Annotated in this window: 15 protein-coding genes, 4 tRNA genes and 2 pseudogenes; 13 read left to right on the top strand and 8 right to left on the bottom strand. The window is 42.8% G+C overall.

Annotated elements, in window-relative coordinates:
• Positions 1-52 precede the first annotated feature (52 nt).
• Positions 53-2,500, bottom strand: a complete 2,448-nt coding sequence (rnr, locus tag FTU40_RS09605; RefSeq protein WP_005168700.1) for a ribonuclease R — start codon at positions 2,498-2,500, stop codon at positions 53-55.
• 263 nt (positions 2,501-2,763) lie between these two features.
• On the opposite strand from rnr, the gene FTU40_RS09600 reads away from it, so the two are divergent.
• The 4 genes from FTU40_RS09600 (at position 2,764) to FTU40_RS09585 (ending at position 3,443) form a co-directional block, all read left to right on the top strand.
• A tRNA-Ser gene (locus tag FTU40_RS09600) sits at positions 2,764-2,853 on the top strand.
• A gap of 16 nt (positions 2,854-2,869) precedes the next feature.
• Positions 2,870-2,946 (top strand) — tRNA-Arg (locus FTU40_RS09595).
• A 48-nt stretch (positions 2,947-2,994) separates the two neighbouring features.
• Positions 2,995-3,071: transfer RNA gene (locus FTU40_RS09590), tRNA-Arg, on the top strand.
• Positions 3,072-3,366: 295 nt separating this feature from the next.
• Positions 3,367-3,443, top strand: a tRNA-Arg gene (locus FTU40_RS09585).
• A 105-nt stretch (positions 3,444-3,548) separates the two neighbouring features.
• Here FTU40_RS09585 and FTU40_RS09580 read toward each other — a convergent pair.
• Positions 3,549-4,847 carry an SRPBCC family protein gene (locus FTU40_RS09580; protein ID WP_180040651.1) on the bottom strand — a complete coding sequence of 433 codons (1,299 nt, stop codon included), beginning with the start codon at positions 4,845-4,847 and terminating at the stop codon, positions 3,549-3,551.
• 160 nt (positions 4,848-5,007) lie between these two features.
• On the opposite strand from FTU40_RS09580, the gene FTU40_RS09575 reads away from it, so the two are divergent.
• The 4 genes and pseudogenes from FTU40_RS09575 to yddG all read left to right on the top strand — a co-directional run bounded on the left by FTU40_RS09575 (position 5,008) and on the right by yddG (position 8,166).
• A complete protein-coding gene (locus FTU40_RS09575) occupies positions 5,008-5,505 on the top strand; it encodes a YcxB family protein (protein WP_005094104.1) in 498 nt (165 codons plus the stop codon).
• A gap of 42 nt (positions 5,506-5,547) precedes the next feature.
• Positions 5,548-6,189, top strand: coding sequence for a fumarylacetoacetate hydrolase family protein (locus FTU40_RS09570; RefSeq protein ID WP_180040649.1), 642 nt, complete (start codon positions 5,548-5,550; stop codon positions 6,187-6,189).
• Positions 6,190-6,344: 155 nt separating this feature from the next.
• A pseudogene (locus tag FTU40_RS09565) lies at positions 6,345-7,282 on the top strand (DMT family transporter).
• A complete protein-coding gene (gene yddG, locus FTU40_RS09560) occupies positions 7,279-8,166 on the top strand; it encodes an aromatic amino acid DMT transporter YddG (protein ID WP_180040646.1) in 888 nt (295 codons plus the stop codon). Before FTU40_RS09565 ends, yddG begins: the two are co-directional and overlap by 4 nt.
• 30 nt (positions 8,167-8,196) lie before the next feature.
• On the opposite strand, the gene FTU40_RS09555 is transcribed toward yddG, so the two are convergent.
• Positions 8,197-9,444: a YihY family inner membrane protein gene (locus FTU40_RS09555; protein WP_005168686.1), complete on the bottom strand. Its 1,248-nt coding sequence runs from the start codon at positions 9,442-9,444 to the stop codon at positions 8,197-8,199.
• 114 nt (positions 9,445-9,558) lie between these two features.
• On the opposite strand from FTU40_RS09555, the gene wrbA reads away from it, so the two are divergent.
• On the top strand, positions 9,559-10,155 hold the full coding sequence (wrbA, locus tag FTU40_RS09550) for an NAD(P)H:quinone oxidoreductase (RefSeq protein ID WP_074383568.1): 597 nt from the start codon (positions 9,559-9,561) through the stop codon (positions 10,153-10,155).
• A 53-nt stretch (positions 10,156-10,208) separates the two neighbouring features.
• On the opposite strand, the gene FTU40_RS09545 is transcribed toward wrbA, so the two are convergent.
• Entirely contained in the window at positions 10,209-10,631 is a 423-nt protein-coding gene (locus FTU40_RS09545) for a hypothetical protein (RefSeq protein WP_100329343.1), read from the bottom strand.
• A gap of 832 nt (positions 10,632-11,463) precedes the next feature.
• On the opposite strand from FTU40_RS09545, the gene FTU40_RS09540 reads away from it, so the two are divergent.
• The 3 genes and pseudogenes from FTU40_RS09540 to FTU40_RS09530 all read left to right on the top strand — a co-directional run bounded on the left by FTU40_RS09540 (position 11,464) and on the right by FTU40_RS09530 (position 13,785).
• On the top strand, positions 11,464-11,841 hold the full coding sequence (locus FTU40_RS09540; protein ID WP_005094089.1) for a hypothetical protein: 378 nt from the start codon (positions 11,464-11,466) through the stop codon (positions 11,839-11,841).
• Positions 11,835-13,039 (top strand): annotated as a pseudogene (locus FTU40_RS09535) (CsgG/HfaB family protein). Before FTU40_RS09540 ends, FTU40_RS09535 begins: the two are co-directional and overlap by 7 nt.
• An 83-nt stretch (positions 13,040-13,122) precedes the next feature.
• Complete coding sequence (locus tag FTU40_RS09530) at positions 13,123-13,785, top strand: hypothetical protein (protein WP_180040703.1); 663 nt, start codon at positions 13,123-13,125, stop codon at positions 13,783-13,785.
• A gap of 310 nt (positions 13,786-14,095) precedes the next feature.
• Here the strand turns inward: FTU40_RS09530 and FTU40_RS09525 are convergent, their stop codons facing one another.
• The 3 genes from FTU40_RS09525 to FTU40_RS09515 all read right to left on the bottom strand — a co-directional run bounded on the left by FTU40_RS09525 (position 14,096) and on the right by FTU40_RS09515 (position 16,320).
• Positions 14,096-14,671, bottom strand: a complete 576-nt coding sequence (locus tag FTU40_RS09525) for a xanthine phosphoribosyltransferase (RefSeq protein ID WP_005094083.1) — start codon at positions 14,669-14,671, stop codon at positions 14,096-14,098.
• 88 nt (positions 14,672-14,759) lie between these two features.
• Positions 14,760-15,443, bottom strand: coding sequence for a DUF3108 domain-containing protein (locus FTU40_RS09520; RefSeq protein ID WP_370982144.1), 684 nt, complete (start codon positions 15,441-15,443; stop codon positions 14,760-14,762).
• Between the two features lie 190 nt (positions 15,444-15,633).
• Complete coding sequence (locus FTU40_RS09515; RefSeq protein WP_180040644.1) at positions 15,634-16,320, bottom strand: hypothetical protein; 687 nt, start codon at positions 16,318-16,320, stop codon at positions 15,634-15,636.
• A 261-nt stretch (positions 16,321-16,581) separates the two neighbouring features.
• On the opposite strand from FTU40_RS09515, the gene FTU40_RS09510 reads away from it, so the two are divergent.
• Positions 16,582-17,439 carry an energy transducer TonB gene (locus FTU40_RS09510; RefSeq protein WP_005094077.1) on the top strand — a complete coding sequence of 286 codons (858 nt, stop codon included), beginning with the start codon at positions 16,582-16,584 and terminating at the stop codon, positions 17,437-17,439.
• Positions 17,440-17,617: 178 nt separating this feature from the next.
• On the opposite strand, the gene ybeY is transcribed toward FTU40_RS09510, so the two are convergent.
• The gene (gene ybeY / locus FTU40_RS09505) at positions 17,618-18,100 is read right to left on the bottom strand and encodes an rRNA maturation RNase YbeY (RefSeq protein WP_005094076.1); all 483 of its coding nucleotides are present in this window, start codon (positions 18,098-18,100) and stop codon (positions 17,618-17,620) included.
• Positions 18,101-18,107 lie beyond the last annotated feature (7 nt).

Genomic DNA, 18,107 nt, shown 5'->3' with positions numbered 1-18,107 from the left:
TTGATTATAAATAAAAAAGAGCGCCTTAGCGCTCTTTTTATACCGTCAAAAATTATTCAGTCTTGGCTTTTGCATTCGACTTTTTCTTTTTCACTTTGGTCTTTTTCTTTACTTTATCTTTAGCCTTTGCTTCAGGCTTTGCTGCAGATTTTTTAGCAGACTTGCTGTTGTAAGAGCTGGGTTTTCCTTTGGCTTTTTTGCGTCGTATGGGCTGTTCTCCATCGGCATTCAGGCTGGATTTAGACTCGCGCTCATTCTTGCTAAAAACCTCTTCTGTTGCTGCTGGACGTACTGCCGGTTTTTTCTCGCTCACGCGCGGCGCACGGGCTCGGATCGCACGGCCGGCATGACTGAGTTGCTGTACCAGTTCAAAGTCGATCTTGCGCTCTTCCAGATTGACGCCAGCCACCTTGATCTTGACTTCATCGCCCAGACCAAAGACCTGACCACGATTCTGGCCGACCAGATTCTGGCTGACTTGATCAAAGACAAAGAAGTCATCGCCCAACTGGCTGACATGCACCATACCATCCACATACAGGTCTTTTAGCGTCACAAACAGGCCAAACTCTGCTGTCGCACTAATGATGCCAACAAATTCTTCGCCCAGATGCTGCTGCATATAATGACATTTCAACCAGGTCGTCACCGAGCGAGAGGCTTCATCGGCACGGCGTTCAGTGGCAGAGAAATGTGTTCCTGCTTCATCTAAAGCTCCACCTGAAAGCGGAGATGGCTTTTTATTTAAATGCGCTTTAATGGCACGATGCAATAACAGATCTGGATAACGTCGAATTGGCGAAGTGAAATGTGTATACGCCTCATAAGCCAGACCGTAGTGCCCCGCATTGTTAGGGCCGTAATAAGCCTGCATCATGGAGCGTAATAACACCGCATGAATGCTTGGTGCATCTATGCGGTCTTTGGTCGCTTCAATCACCGCCTGATAATCTGCTTGGGTCGGTTGCTCCGGGAATTTCAAACCAAGCAGCTTGACGAAATCACGGACTTTTTGAATACGCGAGAACTCAGGTGGCTCATGTACGCGGTACAACATCGGAATTTCATTTTTCAATGCATATTCTGCGGCTGCCACGTTGGCCAGCAACATACATTCTTCAATCAGCTTATGCGCATCATTACGGCTACGCGGCAAAATCTCTTTAATTCCGCCCAGCTCATCAAAAGTCATATACGTTTCAACGGTTTCAAATTCCATGGCATGACGTTCAGCACGTAAGCCTTTCAGAACCTGGTACAGCTGGAACAGGGTGTTGATCGACTTGCGAACTTCGCGATCTTCGGTAATGGCCTGACTGTCGCCTTCCAGATATTGGGCAACCTGATCATAAGTCAAACGTGCTTTAGAGTGCATCACGGATGGATAGAACTCAAAACCGGTAACACGACCGGCACGTGACAGTTTTAAATCACAGACCATACAGAGACGATCAACAGCCGGATTTAAAGAACACAAGCCATTCGACAAGGCTTCAGGCAGCATTGGTAAAACAAAGTGCGGGAAGTAGACAGAAGTTCCGCGTTCCTGAGCTTCATCGTCCAGCGGTTTGCCTGTACGTACATAATGACTGACATCGGCAATCGCTACGACCACGCGATAGCCACCGCCCGGACGTTTTTCAGCATATACTGCATCATCAAAGTCACGTGCATCTTCACCATCAATAGTGACCAAAGCTAAATCACGCAGATCCACACGACCTTCACGGTCTTTCTCTGTTGGTTCTTTAAAGCTTTCTGCATCCTGAATCACTTCTTCCGGGAATTCATAGGGCAAACCATATTCTAAAATGGTTTGTGGAATGATGATTTCGGTATCGGCTTTATCTGCCATGGACTGGACAATATGACCGGTCGCAAACTCTTCACGGGTCGGATAAGTATCAATCGCCACGCGAATCGAATCACCCAGATTGACTTGCGCATGTTCAATCAGTTCTTTTTCAAGAGTAATCGGCTGATGCGCATTTGGGCTGGCAGGTTGAACAAAGTATTCACCTTCATATAGGGAAACTTTACCAATGATCTGCTTAACGCGGTGCTGCACAACTTCAGTCACATAACCCCAGGCTTTACCTTTACGGTCTACTGAAGTTTGACGTACTTTGACACGGTCGCCATTAAAGACCAGCCGCAGTTCACGCTCAGCCAGTAAGAGATCGTCCTGGCCAGAAATGTTGGCAGTTCCCATCCCGCGGGAATTGATATAAACCGTCGCTTCGGATTCAGGCTGCTCGACGGCAATCTGGAATTTATAACCATCTTTCATCAATTGCCCGTCACGCACCATCGCAATTAAACGATGGCTGAGAGCATCAATACTTTTTTGATCTGCAATTTCGAAATGTTCTACCAGGTCGGCATGAGACTGGGCATTATTTTTTTCTATGGTTTCTAAAATTAGCGTACGGCTTGGGATAGGGTTGTCATAACGTTCGGCTTCAGCTTTTGCTTCAGGATCGACCCAGTTTTTCATCATGTCTTTAAATTTATCTTAGGAGATAGGTTTAGCATAAAACATGTGTGCGCAGACTGCACGTAAATGATTGCAATAATCCATTTAAGTTTTCAATTTTCTGTTCATTTTAGATAACTGGAAATTTATTCGGTTTTTTGAGCAGGAAAATGTACGAAAAATCGCTGAATTGCTTAAAAAGTATTTAAACGAGCAAAAATATGCACTTTTTTTCGATGCTGCGCTTGCAGTGCCATGCCGAAATTTGTATTATGGCCGCACGTTACGGTGAGATGGGTGAGTGGCTGAAACCACGTCCCTGCTAAGGACGCATACGGGTAACTGTATCGAGGGTTCGAATCCCTCTCTCACCGCCACGCTTACTTATGTCGCGCGCTCATAGCTCAGCTGGATAGAGCACTTGGCTACGAACTAAGGGGTCGGGAGTTCGAATCTCTCTGAGCGCACCAAGTAAGTTAAGCAGAAAAACGTATTGCCAACCTAGGCACACAAGTTACGCGCTCATAGCTCAGCTGGATAGAGCACTTGGCTACGAACTAAGGGGTCGGGAGTTCGAATCTCTCTGAGCGCACCAACTTGAACAATCAACCGCTTTCATAGCGGTTTTTTTGTGCCTGAAATTTGGGAACATCTTTCTCGGTATTTGCTGTGTACTTTTCATCAGGATGAAATGGAGCTTGTCGCCACATTGAATGCAGCGTCAAAGTCCGGATGGTATTAATTGTTTTTAGCTCTAAATGTGCAGAAATTCTCACAGAAAACTGTAAATACTGCTGTATCGTTTAATTACTATACATTCAGTTGTGCTTTTATTAAAAAACACTTAACAAGCCTTAAAAAAGCCGTATAATGCACCCCATCAAGACGTCGCGCTCATAGCTCAGCTGGATAGAGCACTTGGCTACGAACTAAGGGGTCGGGAGTTCGAATCTCTCTGAGCGCACCAATCTTGATAAGAATTCTGAAAAAACCGCACATTGATGCGGTTTTTTTACGTCTGTGATATTTAACGCTTTTTCATATAAAAAACCAATAACTACCGATTCGTTGATTATCTTAATTTTTGCTGTACCTTGAGTGCATAGACGGTATTGCCACCCACCGCAGGTAATACATCGTGATAGGGCAGACTGCGCATGGCCCTTAATAAAAACGGTGCCTGATCATGAATCTTCATGCTGCTGGTGATTTGGAACAGATTACCTTGTGATTGCGGCAATAGCTTCATGCCGCCTTTGACAAACTTTAAGTCGCCACCATTGGCATTGAACTGATTCTGCAAGGGATCGGGCTGGTAAAAACGCATCTTGAAGTTGAATGGAATCTGAATCACGCCTAAGCCCACTGAAACTTTATAGTTGGCATCTACACTTTGGGTATTGATCGGGTTAAGTTCGACTTTCTTGATCTGGCGTGGGAAAAGCTGTTGACTGGCTTGTGCAGCCAACCACGGTCGTAGCTTGTCTACCGAATGCGGAAAGTATTGATAGGTGCTGCTAAATCTCAAATTTTCTGACGCTTTTCCTTCTTTAATCTGATAGCTGGGCAAAATAAAACTGACTGGTTGGCCGGATTTTTGACTAAGCTGGGCAATCTTCTGTAGCTGTTGTGAATTAAATTTCAGTTGTGGAGTCGGGGCGGTGAGTGTTGTGGCATGACTGGTTTTAAAACGCTGTTGCAGTGCTTCGAGTAGAAATGCGTTGGTACCGGGAGGAATGCCAAGTTTGGCTTCAGGCAGGGCATTGAGAATTTTACTGAATAGAAAACCTTTAGGCTGGTTCAGGTCGCCCCACTGGGTCACTGTCACCAGAGTTCTGTGCGGATCAAGCGCGAACCATTCCAGTTTTCCCGCGCCATAAGGAATGGGTGCATCAATAATTAAAGTGCTGATGCTGTTATTGCCCAGATGATGCTGCATCACCACGGTTTCTTTGAAGTTCAATATCGGAATTGGTGTGGGGATATGCACCTGATATTTGACCTGCTGAATCGAACCTTGCTGTTCTAGAATTTTGGCTGACTTTAAAGTCGGAAACAGGCCAACATAATCCGGATAATGCTGTAGCAATTTCTCGACCTGTGTTTCAGCCATAGGCAAAACCACGGCGGCACTATAAAATTGTACCTTGCTGGTGGCCTTACTGTTTAAGGTAGGAAGCTGGGTTTTAGTCACCGGATGCGCATAAATCAGAATCCTTTCGCCTGTTAATTCTGCCAATTGTTGGGCATTGCCCGGATAAGCACTCAGGCTACTGGGTAATTCTGCATCCCAGGGAATGATCTTGGCCAGTGATAGAGTAGACAGACCCGAACAGATACCGATTGCAATACATTGCTTGAATCCTTTCATTCAACATCCTGTTGCATATTTTTTGTTTTAATTGCTGTTTATTTAAAACTAAATACACGTTTTTCCAAAGCAAAGTTATGTAATTGATGCGTCAGGCCATAAGCATTGTGCATATTTTGCTATAGTATTGGGCAAGATTTTATTTTTTTGATGTGATGCTATGACTGAGTCAGCACCGACTTTATCGACCCGTTATTTTCTGACTTTAGAAGAATCTCAGGATGGTTTTGCCTTGGCGACTTTTGGCAAAAAGCAGATTTCACGTTTTCTGACGCCTCTGGTCAGTATCGGGATTATCATTTGGGGCTTTTCGATGGGCTTTGACGGGGTAGGACGTTATTATGTGGCTTTGGGGGCATTCTTCCTGATCCTGCAAGGCATCATGCGTTACTGGTTTCTGCCGATGATGTTTAAACGCCAGTTCGTCAAATATCAGTTTGGTAAGAGTGAACAAGGCCTTGATCTGTATCAGGACTATGCGGAGATTTTTAATAATGAGCGTAGCAAGCTGGTAGCGTATAGTGAGGTGCAGAATTTTGCTGCCGGCAAACTGACCTATATGCTGGAACTGAAAAACCGTACCGTCATCATTGTGCCAAAACGTGCCTTTAAAGATGCGACTGAGCAAAACATTTTTGAGAATGCATTTAAAAAATAATCCAGAGATCGATATAAAGACAAATAAAGGAAAGTTTTGATCATGAGTACACGCCCATCCAAAATTGTCTGCGTTGGTCGCAGTTATGCCGATCATGCCAAAGAACTCGGAAATGCGATCCCTGATCGTCCGGTCTTATTTATTAAGCCACCGAGTGCCTTAGGCTCGCTCGATGCAGGGATTGAATGGAATCCGGAGTGGGGCAACTGCCACTATGAATGTGAACTCAGTTTGCGTATTGACCGGACTTTAAGCAAAGAAAATAATCCTGTAAAAGCACTGCAAGCGGTGGGTGCGGTGACTTTAGGTCTGGACTTGACCCTGCGTGACTTGCAGGATGAACTCAAGAAAAAAGGCCAGCCTTGGGAACGTGCCAAAGCCTTTGATGGTTCGTGTCTGTTGTCAGACTGGATTCCTGTGAATGATGTGGTCGCGGACTGGCAAGATGTGCATTACACTTTGGAGGTGAATGAAGAACTGCGTCAAAAAGGCGATACCGCTTTATTGATTTTTGATATCGCGACTTTACTGGCAGATATTAGCCAGGTATTCACTTTAGAAGAAGGTGATGTGGTGATGACGGGTACACCCGCAGGTGTGGCGGCATTGCATGCAGGCGATCAGTTAAAGATGATCCTGAAAGGCCAGTCTCAGGATTATATCTGGACGACTTGGGTTAAATAAGCTGAACGGTTTATTTTTTGATTGAAAGGACTGCGAACGCAGTCCTTTTTTATCGAGTTTTAAAATATTTACAGCGCTGGCAAAATAATAGAAAAGTATTGTTTTACCGCAGAGAAGATTATAGTGGGCACTTTAAAGCGGTCACAGGAGTAGGGGTGAAGCAACGTCAGGCGCTAGATGCCAAAGCATCTGCCATCATGTTTGTATTATGTATGTTGTGGGGCTACAACAGGTCGTGCTGAAATGGGCGGCCAGTGATATTTCAGTCTTGATGCAAATTGCCTTGCGTTCAGCCTTGTCTGCGATCATGGTGTATCCCCTGATTCAGCAGAGCGTGCGCCGTCAGCTTTTGAGCACCCGCTATTTGCCTGCAGGATTGCTGGTCGGAATACTGTTCGCAACCGAATTTCATCTGATTGGGGAAGCACTACGCTATACCTCAGCTTCGCATACCATTGTTTTGCTTTATACTGCGCCGATTTTTGTCGCATTGGGTCTGCACTGGAAATTGCCGGCAGAGCGTTTGTCGCGTGTGCAATGGGGCGGTATCTTCGTGGCATTTAGCGGGATTGTGGTCAGTTTTTTACTCAGACCACAGACAAGCTCTACTTTACAAACCGATGCTTTGTGGGGAGATTTTCTGGCCTTACTCGGAGGTATATTCTGGGCAGCCACCACTGTCAGTGTACGTCTGAGCCGACTGGCTGAAGCACCTGCCACCCAGACCTTATTCTATCAATTATTGATGGGCGGCATATTATTGCTACCTTTGGCTTTTTTTAGTGGGCAAGCGACCATTCAATGGACGACCCTGTCTATTTCCAGTCTGATCTTTCATACCATGCTGATTTCCTTTGCCAGTTATTTGATCTGGTTCTGGATGCTGAAACATTATCTGGCTTCACGTTTGGGCGTATTTTCTTTTTTAACGCCTGTATTTGGCATGCTGTTTGGGGTGCTGATTCTGGATGAACAGATCGAACTGAATTTTATTGTTGGAACCTGTATGGTCATGCTGGGCGTGATTCTGGTGAGCTTGCAGGGATGGCTGAAAAAACCGAATACAACGAACAATCCTCAAGAGCAAACATGAACGTCTGGTCGATGAAACTGGCCACCTGGATTGGCCTGTCTTCCATTCTGATCTGGGCCAGTCTGGTGGCTGTGGTCAAATTGATTACCGAATCTACCAGTCCGGTGCAGGGGATTGCCCTGATTTACACTTTTAGTAGTCTGGCGATTCTGGCATTGATTGGATTTCCTAAAATCATGCAAATGTCGAAGCGCTATCTATTGGGGTGTGGGGCTTTGTTCGTTGCTTATGAAATTCTATTTCTTGTTGCAGTTGCCTGGTCGGATCACCGTGAACAGGTGATGCTGATTGCGATGATTAATTATCTCTGGCCACCCTTGATGATTGTCTTTTCGATATTTGCCCGGCAATTGCAGGCGCGTCTTTGGGTCATTCCAGGGTTTTTGCTTGCTGTAGTCGGTCTGATGTTGGTGGTCAATCCTGAAATTACCAATCTATCGAAACTTATGCAGGTTTTAGCTGAAAATCCTTGGGCTTATGGCTTTGCTTTTATCGGTGCCTTGTTATGGCCATGTTATTGCATTCTGACCAGAAAATATGGTCGTGGACAAAACGGCGCACCGATTTTTTTTGTGGTCGCCGTCATTGCGTTATGGGGCTTACATCTGGGCTTGGATGAGCCTTTCAGGATGCCTTCATTGAAGCTCTGGCTGGAAATCGCCATAGTAGGCAGTCTGATCGGGATTGCTTATAGTAACTGGAATCAGGGCATGCAGTACGGCAATATCAAGGTACTGATTTTGGCCACCTATTTTATGCCAATTCTGTCTTCAGTTATGTCGATGCTGATTCTGGATATTCGGCCCGAGCTGAGTTTTTGGATTGGTACTGCTTTGGTGACCGCAGGTGCGATCGTCTGCTGGAAGTCTACGCAAACAACTTAAAAAAATCCTCTCAAGCGAGAGGATTTAGGATTATTTATTCCGGAACAATTCAGAAAGTGGAAAACTCAGCTTTTCTTCCAGATATTGATCGGTTTCCTGTAGTTTAGGCGAGAATTTCTGCATCCAGATTTCCTCGGTATGTGCCTCGGTGAAGTGATGCTTACGTGGCAATGGATAAGGAAGTTGCAGATAAAAGTCCCAAAAACTCACCTGATCCAGATCACGTACCAAGACATATTCATTGTCATCGGTACGTTTGATCAGATTTTGTTTTTCAAACATGCTCACATAGTTTGGCCAGCGACCAATTTCATCACGACCCAAAGCATCTAATGCTTCTGCTTCACTAATGCTCTCACCAGTTTTTTGCTTTTTATGAAACAGCTCTAATAGATCCAGCAGCATGATGATTGGGTGACGTTTATGATCCTGGCCAGATTCAAAGGCCGTCAGGGCATAACTGATCTCAACGCCGAGTAAGACAATATTCCAGGATAAATAAATCCACAGTAGAAAGATCGGCACAGCGGCGAATGCACCATAGACAATCTCATAACTGGTAAAGTTTGACATCACAAAACCGAACAGGTTTTTAAGCAGCTCAAACACCACTGCACTAAACAGGCCGGCAATAAATGCAGACTTGAGTGGCACACTGCGATTGGGGATGGTCCAGTTGAGAATGAAAAATCCGAGTACGGTCAGAGAAAAAGAAATGGCCCAGAGGACAAAAGCACCATTAAGTTCATACCCGGCAAAGTTATTGCTGAGGACACTCATGGAAGCCACGGTTGATGAAATGACGAAGGCACTACCCAGTAAAATCGGTCCCAGCGAAATGATAGTCCAGTAGCGCATAAACCCGATGATTCCACCTCGGGTCTGAGTCACTCGCCAAATTCGGTTAAAGGCCGTTTCGATACTGGTGAGCATCAATACGGTCGTAATAAATAAAAACAGGATACCAATCACGGTTAAATTACTGGATTTATCGGTAAAGGCATTCAGCGCTTTATCAAAGGCAATCGTGGTTTTGGGTAGAAAGTTACTGTAGATCAGCTGTTGCAATTGTTGTCGTGCAGGCTCTAAGGCTTTAATCGATGAAATAATGACCAAGAAAACCGTCAACATCGGCACGACTGCGAAAAGCGTAGTATAGGTCAGAGAACCGGCTTGCTCACGACAACGGTCTGCTTCAAAGCGTCGAAGTACGAATAAAATAAACTGAAACCAGTGTTTCTCATAAAAGGGTAACTTTTTTAAATACTCAACAATCATGTGCATCCAATCTCAATTTTTTTAATCATCATGAATTTTCATCCATTAGCTTAACCAAAAAAGTTACAGAATATCGTATAGTTTTATTTTTTTAAGTAATGAATAAGAAGCCTCATGCAACCTTATATTCTTGTTTTATATTACAGCAAATATGGCTCAACGAAAGAAATGGCACATCTGATAGCCAATGGCGTTGAATCGGCAGGAATGGCGGTAAAAATTCGGACTGTCCCGAATATTTCTAGCGTCGTAACCATAGCCGAGCCGAGTATCCCGGCAGAAGGGGATATTTATTGCAGTTTAGAGGATTTGGCCCAGTGTTCTGGCTTGGCCTTAGGTTCACCGACCCGTTTTGGCAATATGGCCTCAGAAATGAAATACTTTTGGGATCAGACCACCAGTCTATGGCTGAATGGCGCGTTGCATGGTAAGCCGGCTTGTGTCTTTACCGCATCGGGCTCCATGCATGGCGGACAGGAAAGTACCTTGTTGACTATGCTGCCACCATTATTCCACCACGGTATGATGATTATGGGGCTCAGTAATGCTACAGCTGCCTTGTCCAATACCAAGACTGGCGGTACGCCGTACGGTGCCAGTCATGTCAGTGGCCCACGGCATGATCAGGGTTTAAGCCCAGATGAAAAAGTTTTGTGCGAAGTACAGGGCAAACGACTGGCTGAAGTGGCTTTAAAACTCAATCAGTCTTAAGCATTAACTCACAAGGAAATGAAGAACTCACTCACTTCATTTCCTTCATGATATTAATCTTCTTTTTGATCTTTTTGATCTTTTTGATCTTTTTGATCTTTTTGATCTTTTTGATCTTTTTGATCTTTTTGATCTTTTTGAATAAATCTATGTTTGCATTTTAAACATTGATAATCTAAGAATAAATTACGGTCGACGGAAATCCCGGCTTTTTTGCCGAGGAAATTCCCTATTACGCCACCGGTAATGCCAACACTGATTGCCCCGACAAAAGTACCCACTGTCCCACCTAAAATTACACCTAAGGGGCCAGCAACAGTACCAATCGCTGCGCCAACGGATGCGCCAGAAGCGGCACCACCGACTGTACCCGCAGTGGCACCGGCCGAGCTCATGAGAATGCCACCAATTTTCTTTAAATTCTGTTCGTGATCACGCTGTTCGATGTCAGTGGAACCACATTTAGGACATTGCATAGGTTTTTCCATCAAGGATTGGTATTCACTTGTTTTAAGTTTATGGAGGAAATGCAATTTTCTCTAGATCAGCAGCTCTTCATAATATGCTGCAACAGCATATATACATGCTGAATCCTGAGATCAGGAGCATTTCCTACTTTCCTGATTCTAGTTGAATTAACGCTAAAACATTGTATTTCAGCTGTAAATATATTTATTTTTATCTGCTTGAGTCATTTTTGAATTACTTCGATCATGCAGGACACTATAAGATTTTTGAGTTTTTTCTTCCTCAGTACTCTATCTATACACAGGCCTGATTGGCCATTTCTTTATATTCAAAGCAGCTGATGGTTTGCTGGCTGCTCTCAAAAGCTTGCAAACAGAAAGGAATCATTAAAGCTATTTGGCATTTTTTTATAAGTGGTTTTCATTCTCATTGATTAATTGTATTTTTAATAAAGTGTGATATTTATTATTAATGAGAAGTTCTAATAAAATAAAAATTTACAGATTTTTGAAATTAAAATAAATAATAATTTGGGTCGTGATTAGATAATTTATTTATTATTAATAAGATAAAAAATATATTATTTTAATCAAGTTTTTTAGGTGATTATTATATTCATATATTTTCAATATAATGATTTCTTACAAATCACAAATTATAAAAAAATAATTATTATAAATAAAAACAAATATATGGGTTTTTAATCAATATAAATAAATATGTGAATAATGCTGGATTCTACTTTTTATTTTTTTATGTGATTTAATATTTTTCAGATAAATTTAATCTTACTCAACCCAAGAATTAAATAAATATCTTAGATCAGAGGATATTAAGATTATGAGAATATTAGTCATCAATCTGGGTTTATTATGTTTTTGTTTTTTAAACAATGCTTATGCCACATCTGATGAGTGGACGCAGCGTTGGAAATCATCAAGTGCCCGCTCCAATGAAAATCTAGTTCAAGCCAATCTGATCGAGCTCAAGGAGTCCGATTATTATTCTGGATTAGGTAGAACCACTATTTACAGTACCTCAACCACCTCTATAGGTACCGTAAATACACCCACCAACAATATCAATGTCGAAGGTTCAGACAACAACATCGATATTTCGAGTGAATTACTCAATGAAGCACCTGTCAATTCAAATACCAATCAAAACGCTCAGCGCTGTCCTAATTTAAGTACTCAATCAGGAGAGTCGCTATGCTGAATTTCTCCTTAACCCGAAAATATATATTTTCTCTGAGTATTCCTATTTTTTTAGCTCGTTTCTAACAGGTTGTACAGGTTTAGCTCCCTCAAACAAGAAAGCAGTTAGTCTGGTGCAAGGACCACCCATTACCGATATTTTTACCCCTTTTGATATGGCGCTCTCCTGCCTCAAAGGGCAACTGCGTAGTGATGTGAGTTTTTCTGTTGGCGCGATTCTGGATCAAACCGGTAAAGACGTAGTCACCAATGGCGGAAGTGGCAAAATGGTGACCCAGGGTGCGGGAGATATGGTGCAGTCTGCCTTGTTTCAGGCGGGCGTCAGTTTAATGAACCGACGTGATCCCCGGATTATCGAAAGTGAAGCCAAGTGGGGGATTCGTGATCCAAGGCAAATTCAGGCCTCCGATTATTATGTCACCGGCAGTATTAACAGTCTGGATTTTATTCCGGGTGGGGGTTTTGACATGCAAATTGCCGGAGTTGGCCCAAATTACAGTCAAACCCGTATTATGGTCGGTTTGGATTTATCTCTGACCGATACCCGCAGTAGTAAAGTGGTGGGTAATGTTTCTTTGCAAAAGCAGATTGCTGCACAGGATTATGGTCTTAGTGCAGGCAGGTTCGCGGGTCGTACACTGTTAAATATTCAAATTGGCAAGGGAGAACGAGAGGCGACTAATTTTGCCTTACGCCAAATGTTGAACCTGGCCACTTTTGAATTACTCAGTCAGGTCGTGCCACCGGCAGTGTTTGCAAGTTGCCGTGCGGAAATTCCACCTGAATTTGGTCGCTTAGATCTCACTCGCAGTTCTGTTGCCTTGCATAAATATAAGAAAAATCAGCAACAAATCAGTACCGATTCCAGCAACCCTGTTCAGGAATCGGCCTCACGTCAGGCAGATTCATTCAATGAAAAAAACAAGTCGACCAATTCACCCAGCAAAGATACCAAGCCGCCTACGCAGAAAGAATCTGAGGTGATTCAGAATCCTGAAGCCGAGCCTGAAATGAGCAAACAGGAACTGATTAAATATATTAGTAAGACTAAGCGCCCATCTCCGACAAGCAAAATAAATGACAAAAAAGATGTTCAAGAACAAGCCAACAAAGAACAAGCTGAGGAGAAGTCATCCAGTTTATGGGATGCCAATCCAGAGGTAGTGGAGAATTACTGGTCAAATATTCAACGTGATTAAAAGATTTGAAAATGGGCTCGCTCCCATTGTCAGAAGAAGTACTTAGCGAGAAGTACTTCAAAATAACAGTAGGAAGAACAATGATGAAAAACACGATCAAAACAGTCGCATTATCCGTCGCCTTTCTGTCTAGTGCGGGGATGGCATATGCTCAAGAAACCAATGTGGAAGTAGATACCGGTTTACAAGCTACTCTGGATTCTATTTCTCAGCAGGTTGAAAATGGTTCTGCGCTGAATCTGGCAGTGAATACAGGTGATGTTGATGCAAGCGTTGATTTAGAAGCACTTGCAGGAGCAGTAAGAGAAGTACCAATTGCAGTAGTTTCAATTGAAGGGACAATTGAAACTACTGCAATTGGTGCAGCGAACACAGGTAGTATCACGATTGAGCAAGGCAGCTTCAATCAGGTGATATCAGACGTATCAGATGAAACATATGACTATGATTTCAGTCAAGTCACCAGTGCAACGAATAATTCTGAAACCTTAGAAGAGTTATCCGAGGTTGCGGATAGTTCAGATCTATCGGAAGTTGTAAGTTCATCACTGTCTACCAACTATAGTGAGCAGATCAATGAAACTTTAAGCAATTATAGTGTAGCGAACATTGCCTATAATGCGGGTACCATTGATGCCTCTGTCAATGCGATTGCAGAAGGAACTCAAACTGCTATTAACAATAGCATCACAACTACCGCTATCGGTGCTGTAAATAGCGGCAGTATTACTGTGACGGTTAAATAAACTCTTGTTCAAGGTGAACAGAGGTCTAATTATTTGCAGATAGTTAGACCTCTTTATCTTATAATAAAATTGCTATAACTGGTTGTTTATTCATCGGATAGAAAAATTATTTATTTTATGACACGATCTATTTTAGAGGTTTAATCACTTCGAATTTAAAAGTAAGCCATTTATCTAGGATCAAGTCAGGAATCATGAATAACACATTAGATTGAACTAGAGTCGAGCTTTGAATATTTTTAATTTATTTCATCAGATAGACAAAATAAAAAAGAGCGCATAAGCGCTCTTTTAAAATTGATTGTCGAGCTTAGTCGCGAACAAATTCAACTGTGCCATTTGCCAAAGATTTTACGCGTGCCAGTGACTCCACACGGTAGCCTTTTTCAAGCAGCAAGTCGCGACCAGGCTGGAATGATTTTTCAATCACAATACCAATACCGACCACTTCTGCGTTTGCCTGATGAATCAGATCGGCCAGACCCAGCGCCGCCTGACCATTCGCCAGGAAGTCATCAATCACTAAAACCTTGTCGGTTGAGCTGATGTGTTTATTTGAAATCGCGATGGTGCTTTCAGTCTGTTTGGTAAATGAAAACACTTTAGAGCGGTATAAATCATCTTTCAGGGTCAAAGACTGGTATTTACGTGCAAAGATGACAGGTACACCAAGTTCTAAACCTGCCATCACTGCAGGTGCAATACCTGATGCTTCAATCGTAATAATTTTGGTGATACCAGCATCCTTAAACAGACGCGCAAATTCTTGACCAATTAATTGCATCATGACTGGGTCAATCTGGTGGTTTAAGAAAGAATCCACTTTCAAAACTTCTTCAGAGAGAACGATGCCTTCGGCCAAGATTTTCTGTTCTAGTGCATGCACGGGAGAATCCTCAAGAGCAGGTGCTTTTTCAAGCAAAAGCGTATTGTAAAAAGCACCCGGAAAAAATCAAGTGAAATTCGCCAAAATCTTAGTTGCTTGCACCTTTATAGTCAGTTAATAGCAAACCATAAGAGGTTTTCTTGTCTACATGCGAAACTTTGACTGGCAGATAGTCAAGTTTCGGTGCCAGCCAGAAGATGGTTTCACGACCCGGCTTGCTATGCTTCATCACCACCTTGATGGTATTAAAAGAACCATATTTGGTACTGACCGTTTCTGAACCTTGTCGAACAAACTTACGGCCTTCGACCTCTTTAGCATCAGCAAGATAATAATTCGATTTTAAGCCACCATTTTTTAGATCTTCACGAATTTGTAATTCCGCATTCAGTTCATCCAGAACATCGGCTCTCCAGGCAAAAGAACGCTTTTCATCATCTTTTCTGGTATTGATGGTTTTGCTGGAAGGATTAAAGTTAATACTCATGGTGTTGTTATGTACCAGGATTTTACTGCTACGACTGAAACTGCTGGAGCCAATCTTGCCGTTATTAAAGGTGAAACGGCTGGTTTCAGTTGCTGAAGCAATACCACCGGCTTTTGCAGCAAAGACGTAAGTCCAGTTATTGCCGGATTTACTCAGAGTACGGGTGGCAGAACCCATATTCTTGCCATTATAGCTAAATTGATAATTGGCTTGGAAAGGCGTCATGGCAAAAGCCTGGCTAGAAATACCAGTCAACAGTATTGCACCGCTTAGACCTGTGGTCATCGCTAAAGTCTTAAATACAGTCTTCACCATTAGTCATTTTCCTATATTGGTTAAACGGGCAAAACATCTTACTTGTTGTAGCTTTTATTCTTTAGGCAAAATATGGAAATTTAAGGGATATTTCTAGCAAAAATGTATCTTTCATGTAGTTTTTTTCAACAAAAGTTCAAAAAACGGGATTGGATGGTATTCAAGACGGATCTTTCTGTTTGATCGGGGTCACCAGGTTATCGTCCATTTCGTCTTCATTCCAATTTTCCTCTCTGTCTTGAGAAAGTTTTCTAAACAGGGCTGCCAGATTCACATTACCAATCACCACCAGTTCAGCTTCGCGAAGCACTGCATGATTCACATGAACTTTTCCTAGAGTGTCAATAATCGAACGGTTTTTGCCTAACCAGCGGTTCAAGTCCAGATACAGCAAGTCATCAATGACTTTAATAACGCCAAGTTTTTCCAGAATCATGCCCAATGGATCTTTGTTCAAGATGCGTTGATAGAAGAACAGGGCAAAACGCACCCCAAGCTTATACAACAGATTTGGATATTTGGCTTCAATAAGCTGTGTATCACTGATTTGCTCGAATACAATCAGCTGGGTGGTCTTATTCAGTTCCATCTGAACCAGCTTCAAGTCTACCGACAAAGTGATATTCAAGCCTTTATAGTCTAGTGTCGCGTAGAGACGCAGCCAGTCTTCATGCAGGTCTGCGTGTAAGTCTTTCAGTGCATCGACATTGTCAGTGACAAAGCGTTGAAAAGTTGCATTTAAGAAGACTTGCGATAAAGGGAATTCACGCTCATCCTCAATAAATCCTTCCGCCCTCTGATACACTTGGCGGATTCGGTTGGAAATATTGGAAATTAGCGTTTGCATATTGAAGCATCCTAGCAACTTTATTTTTGACTCGAAGTGTATCTTGTCGAATTGTATGAAAAATACAAGTATTCAAGCTTGAAGTTTAGCAAAATAAATAGCACCATTTTTATAGTTTTAGTTATGTAACGTTGAAGATTTGATGGATTTGGCATTTTTAAAATAGAAATGCCCAATTTGTTTATTTTTAATCTTTAAAATACTTTTTTGGGGAACTGAACTCAGGACTGAGTTTGGGTAATGTGATAAGCAATGATATTAATGCCTCTGGTCAGAACCTGGTGGAAAGATCCAGTGTTTAGCAGTGCCGTGCTCACCGCAGGCATTCTGCATTTGATCGTATTGACACTGGAATTTGGTATGCCGCAAGATCGGGAGACCAGCACCAAAGAAATTGCAGTCAGCTTGCGACAAACAGATGAAAAAATTGAACACGCTGATTTTCTGGCCCAGACAGACCAGCAAGGTTCTGGCAAGTTTCGAGAAGCGCACCGGATGTCGAGTGATATGCCATCTCCTTTGTTAGAGCAGAAGGCAGGGGAAGAACAACAAGAAAGTCCGGATCTGCTGCAACAGAAACAGGAACTCAGTTTTGAAGAAAAAGTGCTGATGACCACCTTGAGCTGGCAAAAACAGGCAGAAGAAAATCAGCGTAAAAAAATGCAGGAGCAGTTACAAAGCCAGTTTCAGGCCAAAGCAGCCATGGTGGCCAGTCTGGAAGCGCAATATTTACAGCGTCAGCAAAATTTTAGTCGTCAGCAAAAAATTAAAACTGTGGATGGTATTCAATCCAAGCAGGATGTCTCCGCAGCCTATCTGGAAAAGTTCCGTCAGAAAGTAGAGTTTTATGGCAATCAGTATTATCCGGAAGCTGCCAAGCAGCAGAATCTGGCAGGTGAAGTTCGTCTGATGGTGATCCTGAATCAGAATGGAGGGATTCGTGCCATCCGATTAATTGACAGTTCAGGACATGCCATGCTGGATGAGGCTGCGAAATCTTCTGTACGTAAAGCGGCGCCATTTGGTGCGTTTGATGCCAAAATGAAGGAAATTTCTGAATTGCGGATTATCCGAACCTGGCGTTTTGATCCGGCTGAAGCAGAGTTTGAAGTACGTTAATTCATTCTAGTTCTCTCTCCCTTTGGGAGAGAGTTAGAGAGGGGTTTTAACAGGTATTAGAACCTCTCCCTTGCGAACTCAGAATATATTCTGAGGATTCTCATCTCCTAGAAGAAGAGCGAATATAAAGCATTAAAAAAGCGAGCCTCAGCTCGCTTCCTTCATTTTCTTTTAAATCTTAATCTCGTTCCAGATAAGGATTTTCAAAACCCAGTTTGGCCAGAATTTCAATTTCAATGCCTTCCATTTCTTCCGCATCTTCATCTGATGTTTCATGATCATAACCCATTAAATGCAAGGTGCCATGCACCAGCATATGGGTGAAATGCGTCAACGGCGCTTTTTGCTGCTCAAGCGCTTCAGCAAGTACCACAGGAATACAGATCACCAGATCGCCAATCGGAAAGGCATCCAGAAATTGCGCCATTTCATCTGGAAGATCGCTCGGAAAAGACAGGACATTGGTCGATTTGTCTTTGCCGCGATATTCCAGATTCAGTTTATGACTTTCATCATGATCGACACAGGCAATTCCGATTTCGCAATTACTTTGCGTACCGATATGACCTAAAGTGGTTTCGACTACTTTTTTAATAGAGGCACGTTTTAGTACCAGTTCAGGTGACTGAAAATCCTGCTGTAAGGAAAGACTAAGTTTCAACACAAAT

Source organism: Acinetobacter sp. YH12100, from assembly GCF_013419135.1.
GTDB lineage: Bacteria > Pseudomonadota > Gammaproteobacteria > Pseudomonadales > Moraxellaceae > Acinetobacter > Acinetobacter pseudolwoffii.
This window is presented reverse-complemented; position numbering and strand designations above follow the sequence as displayed.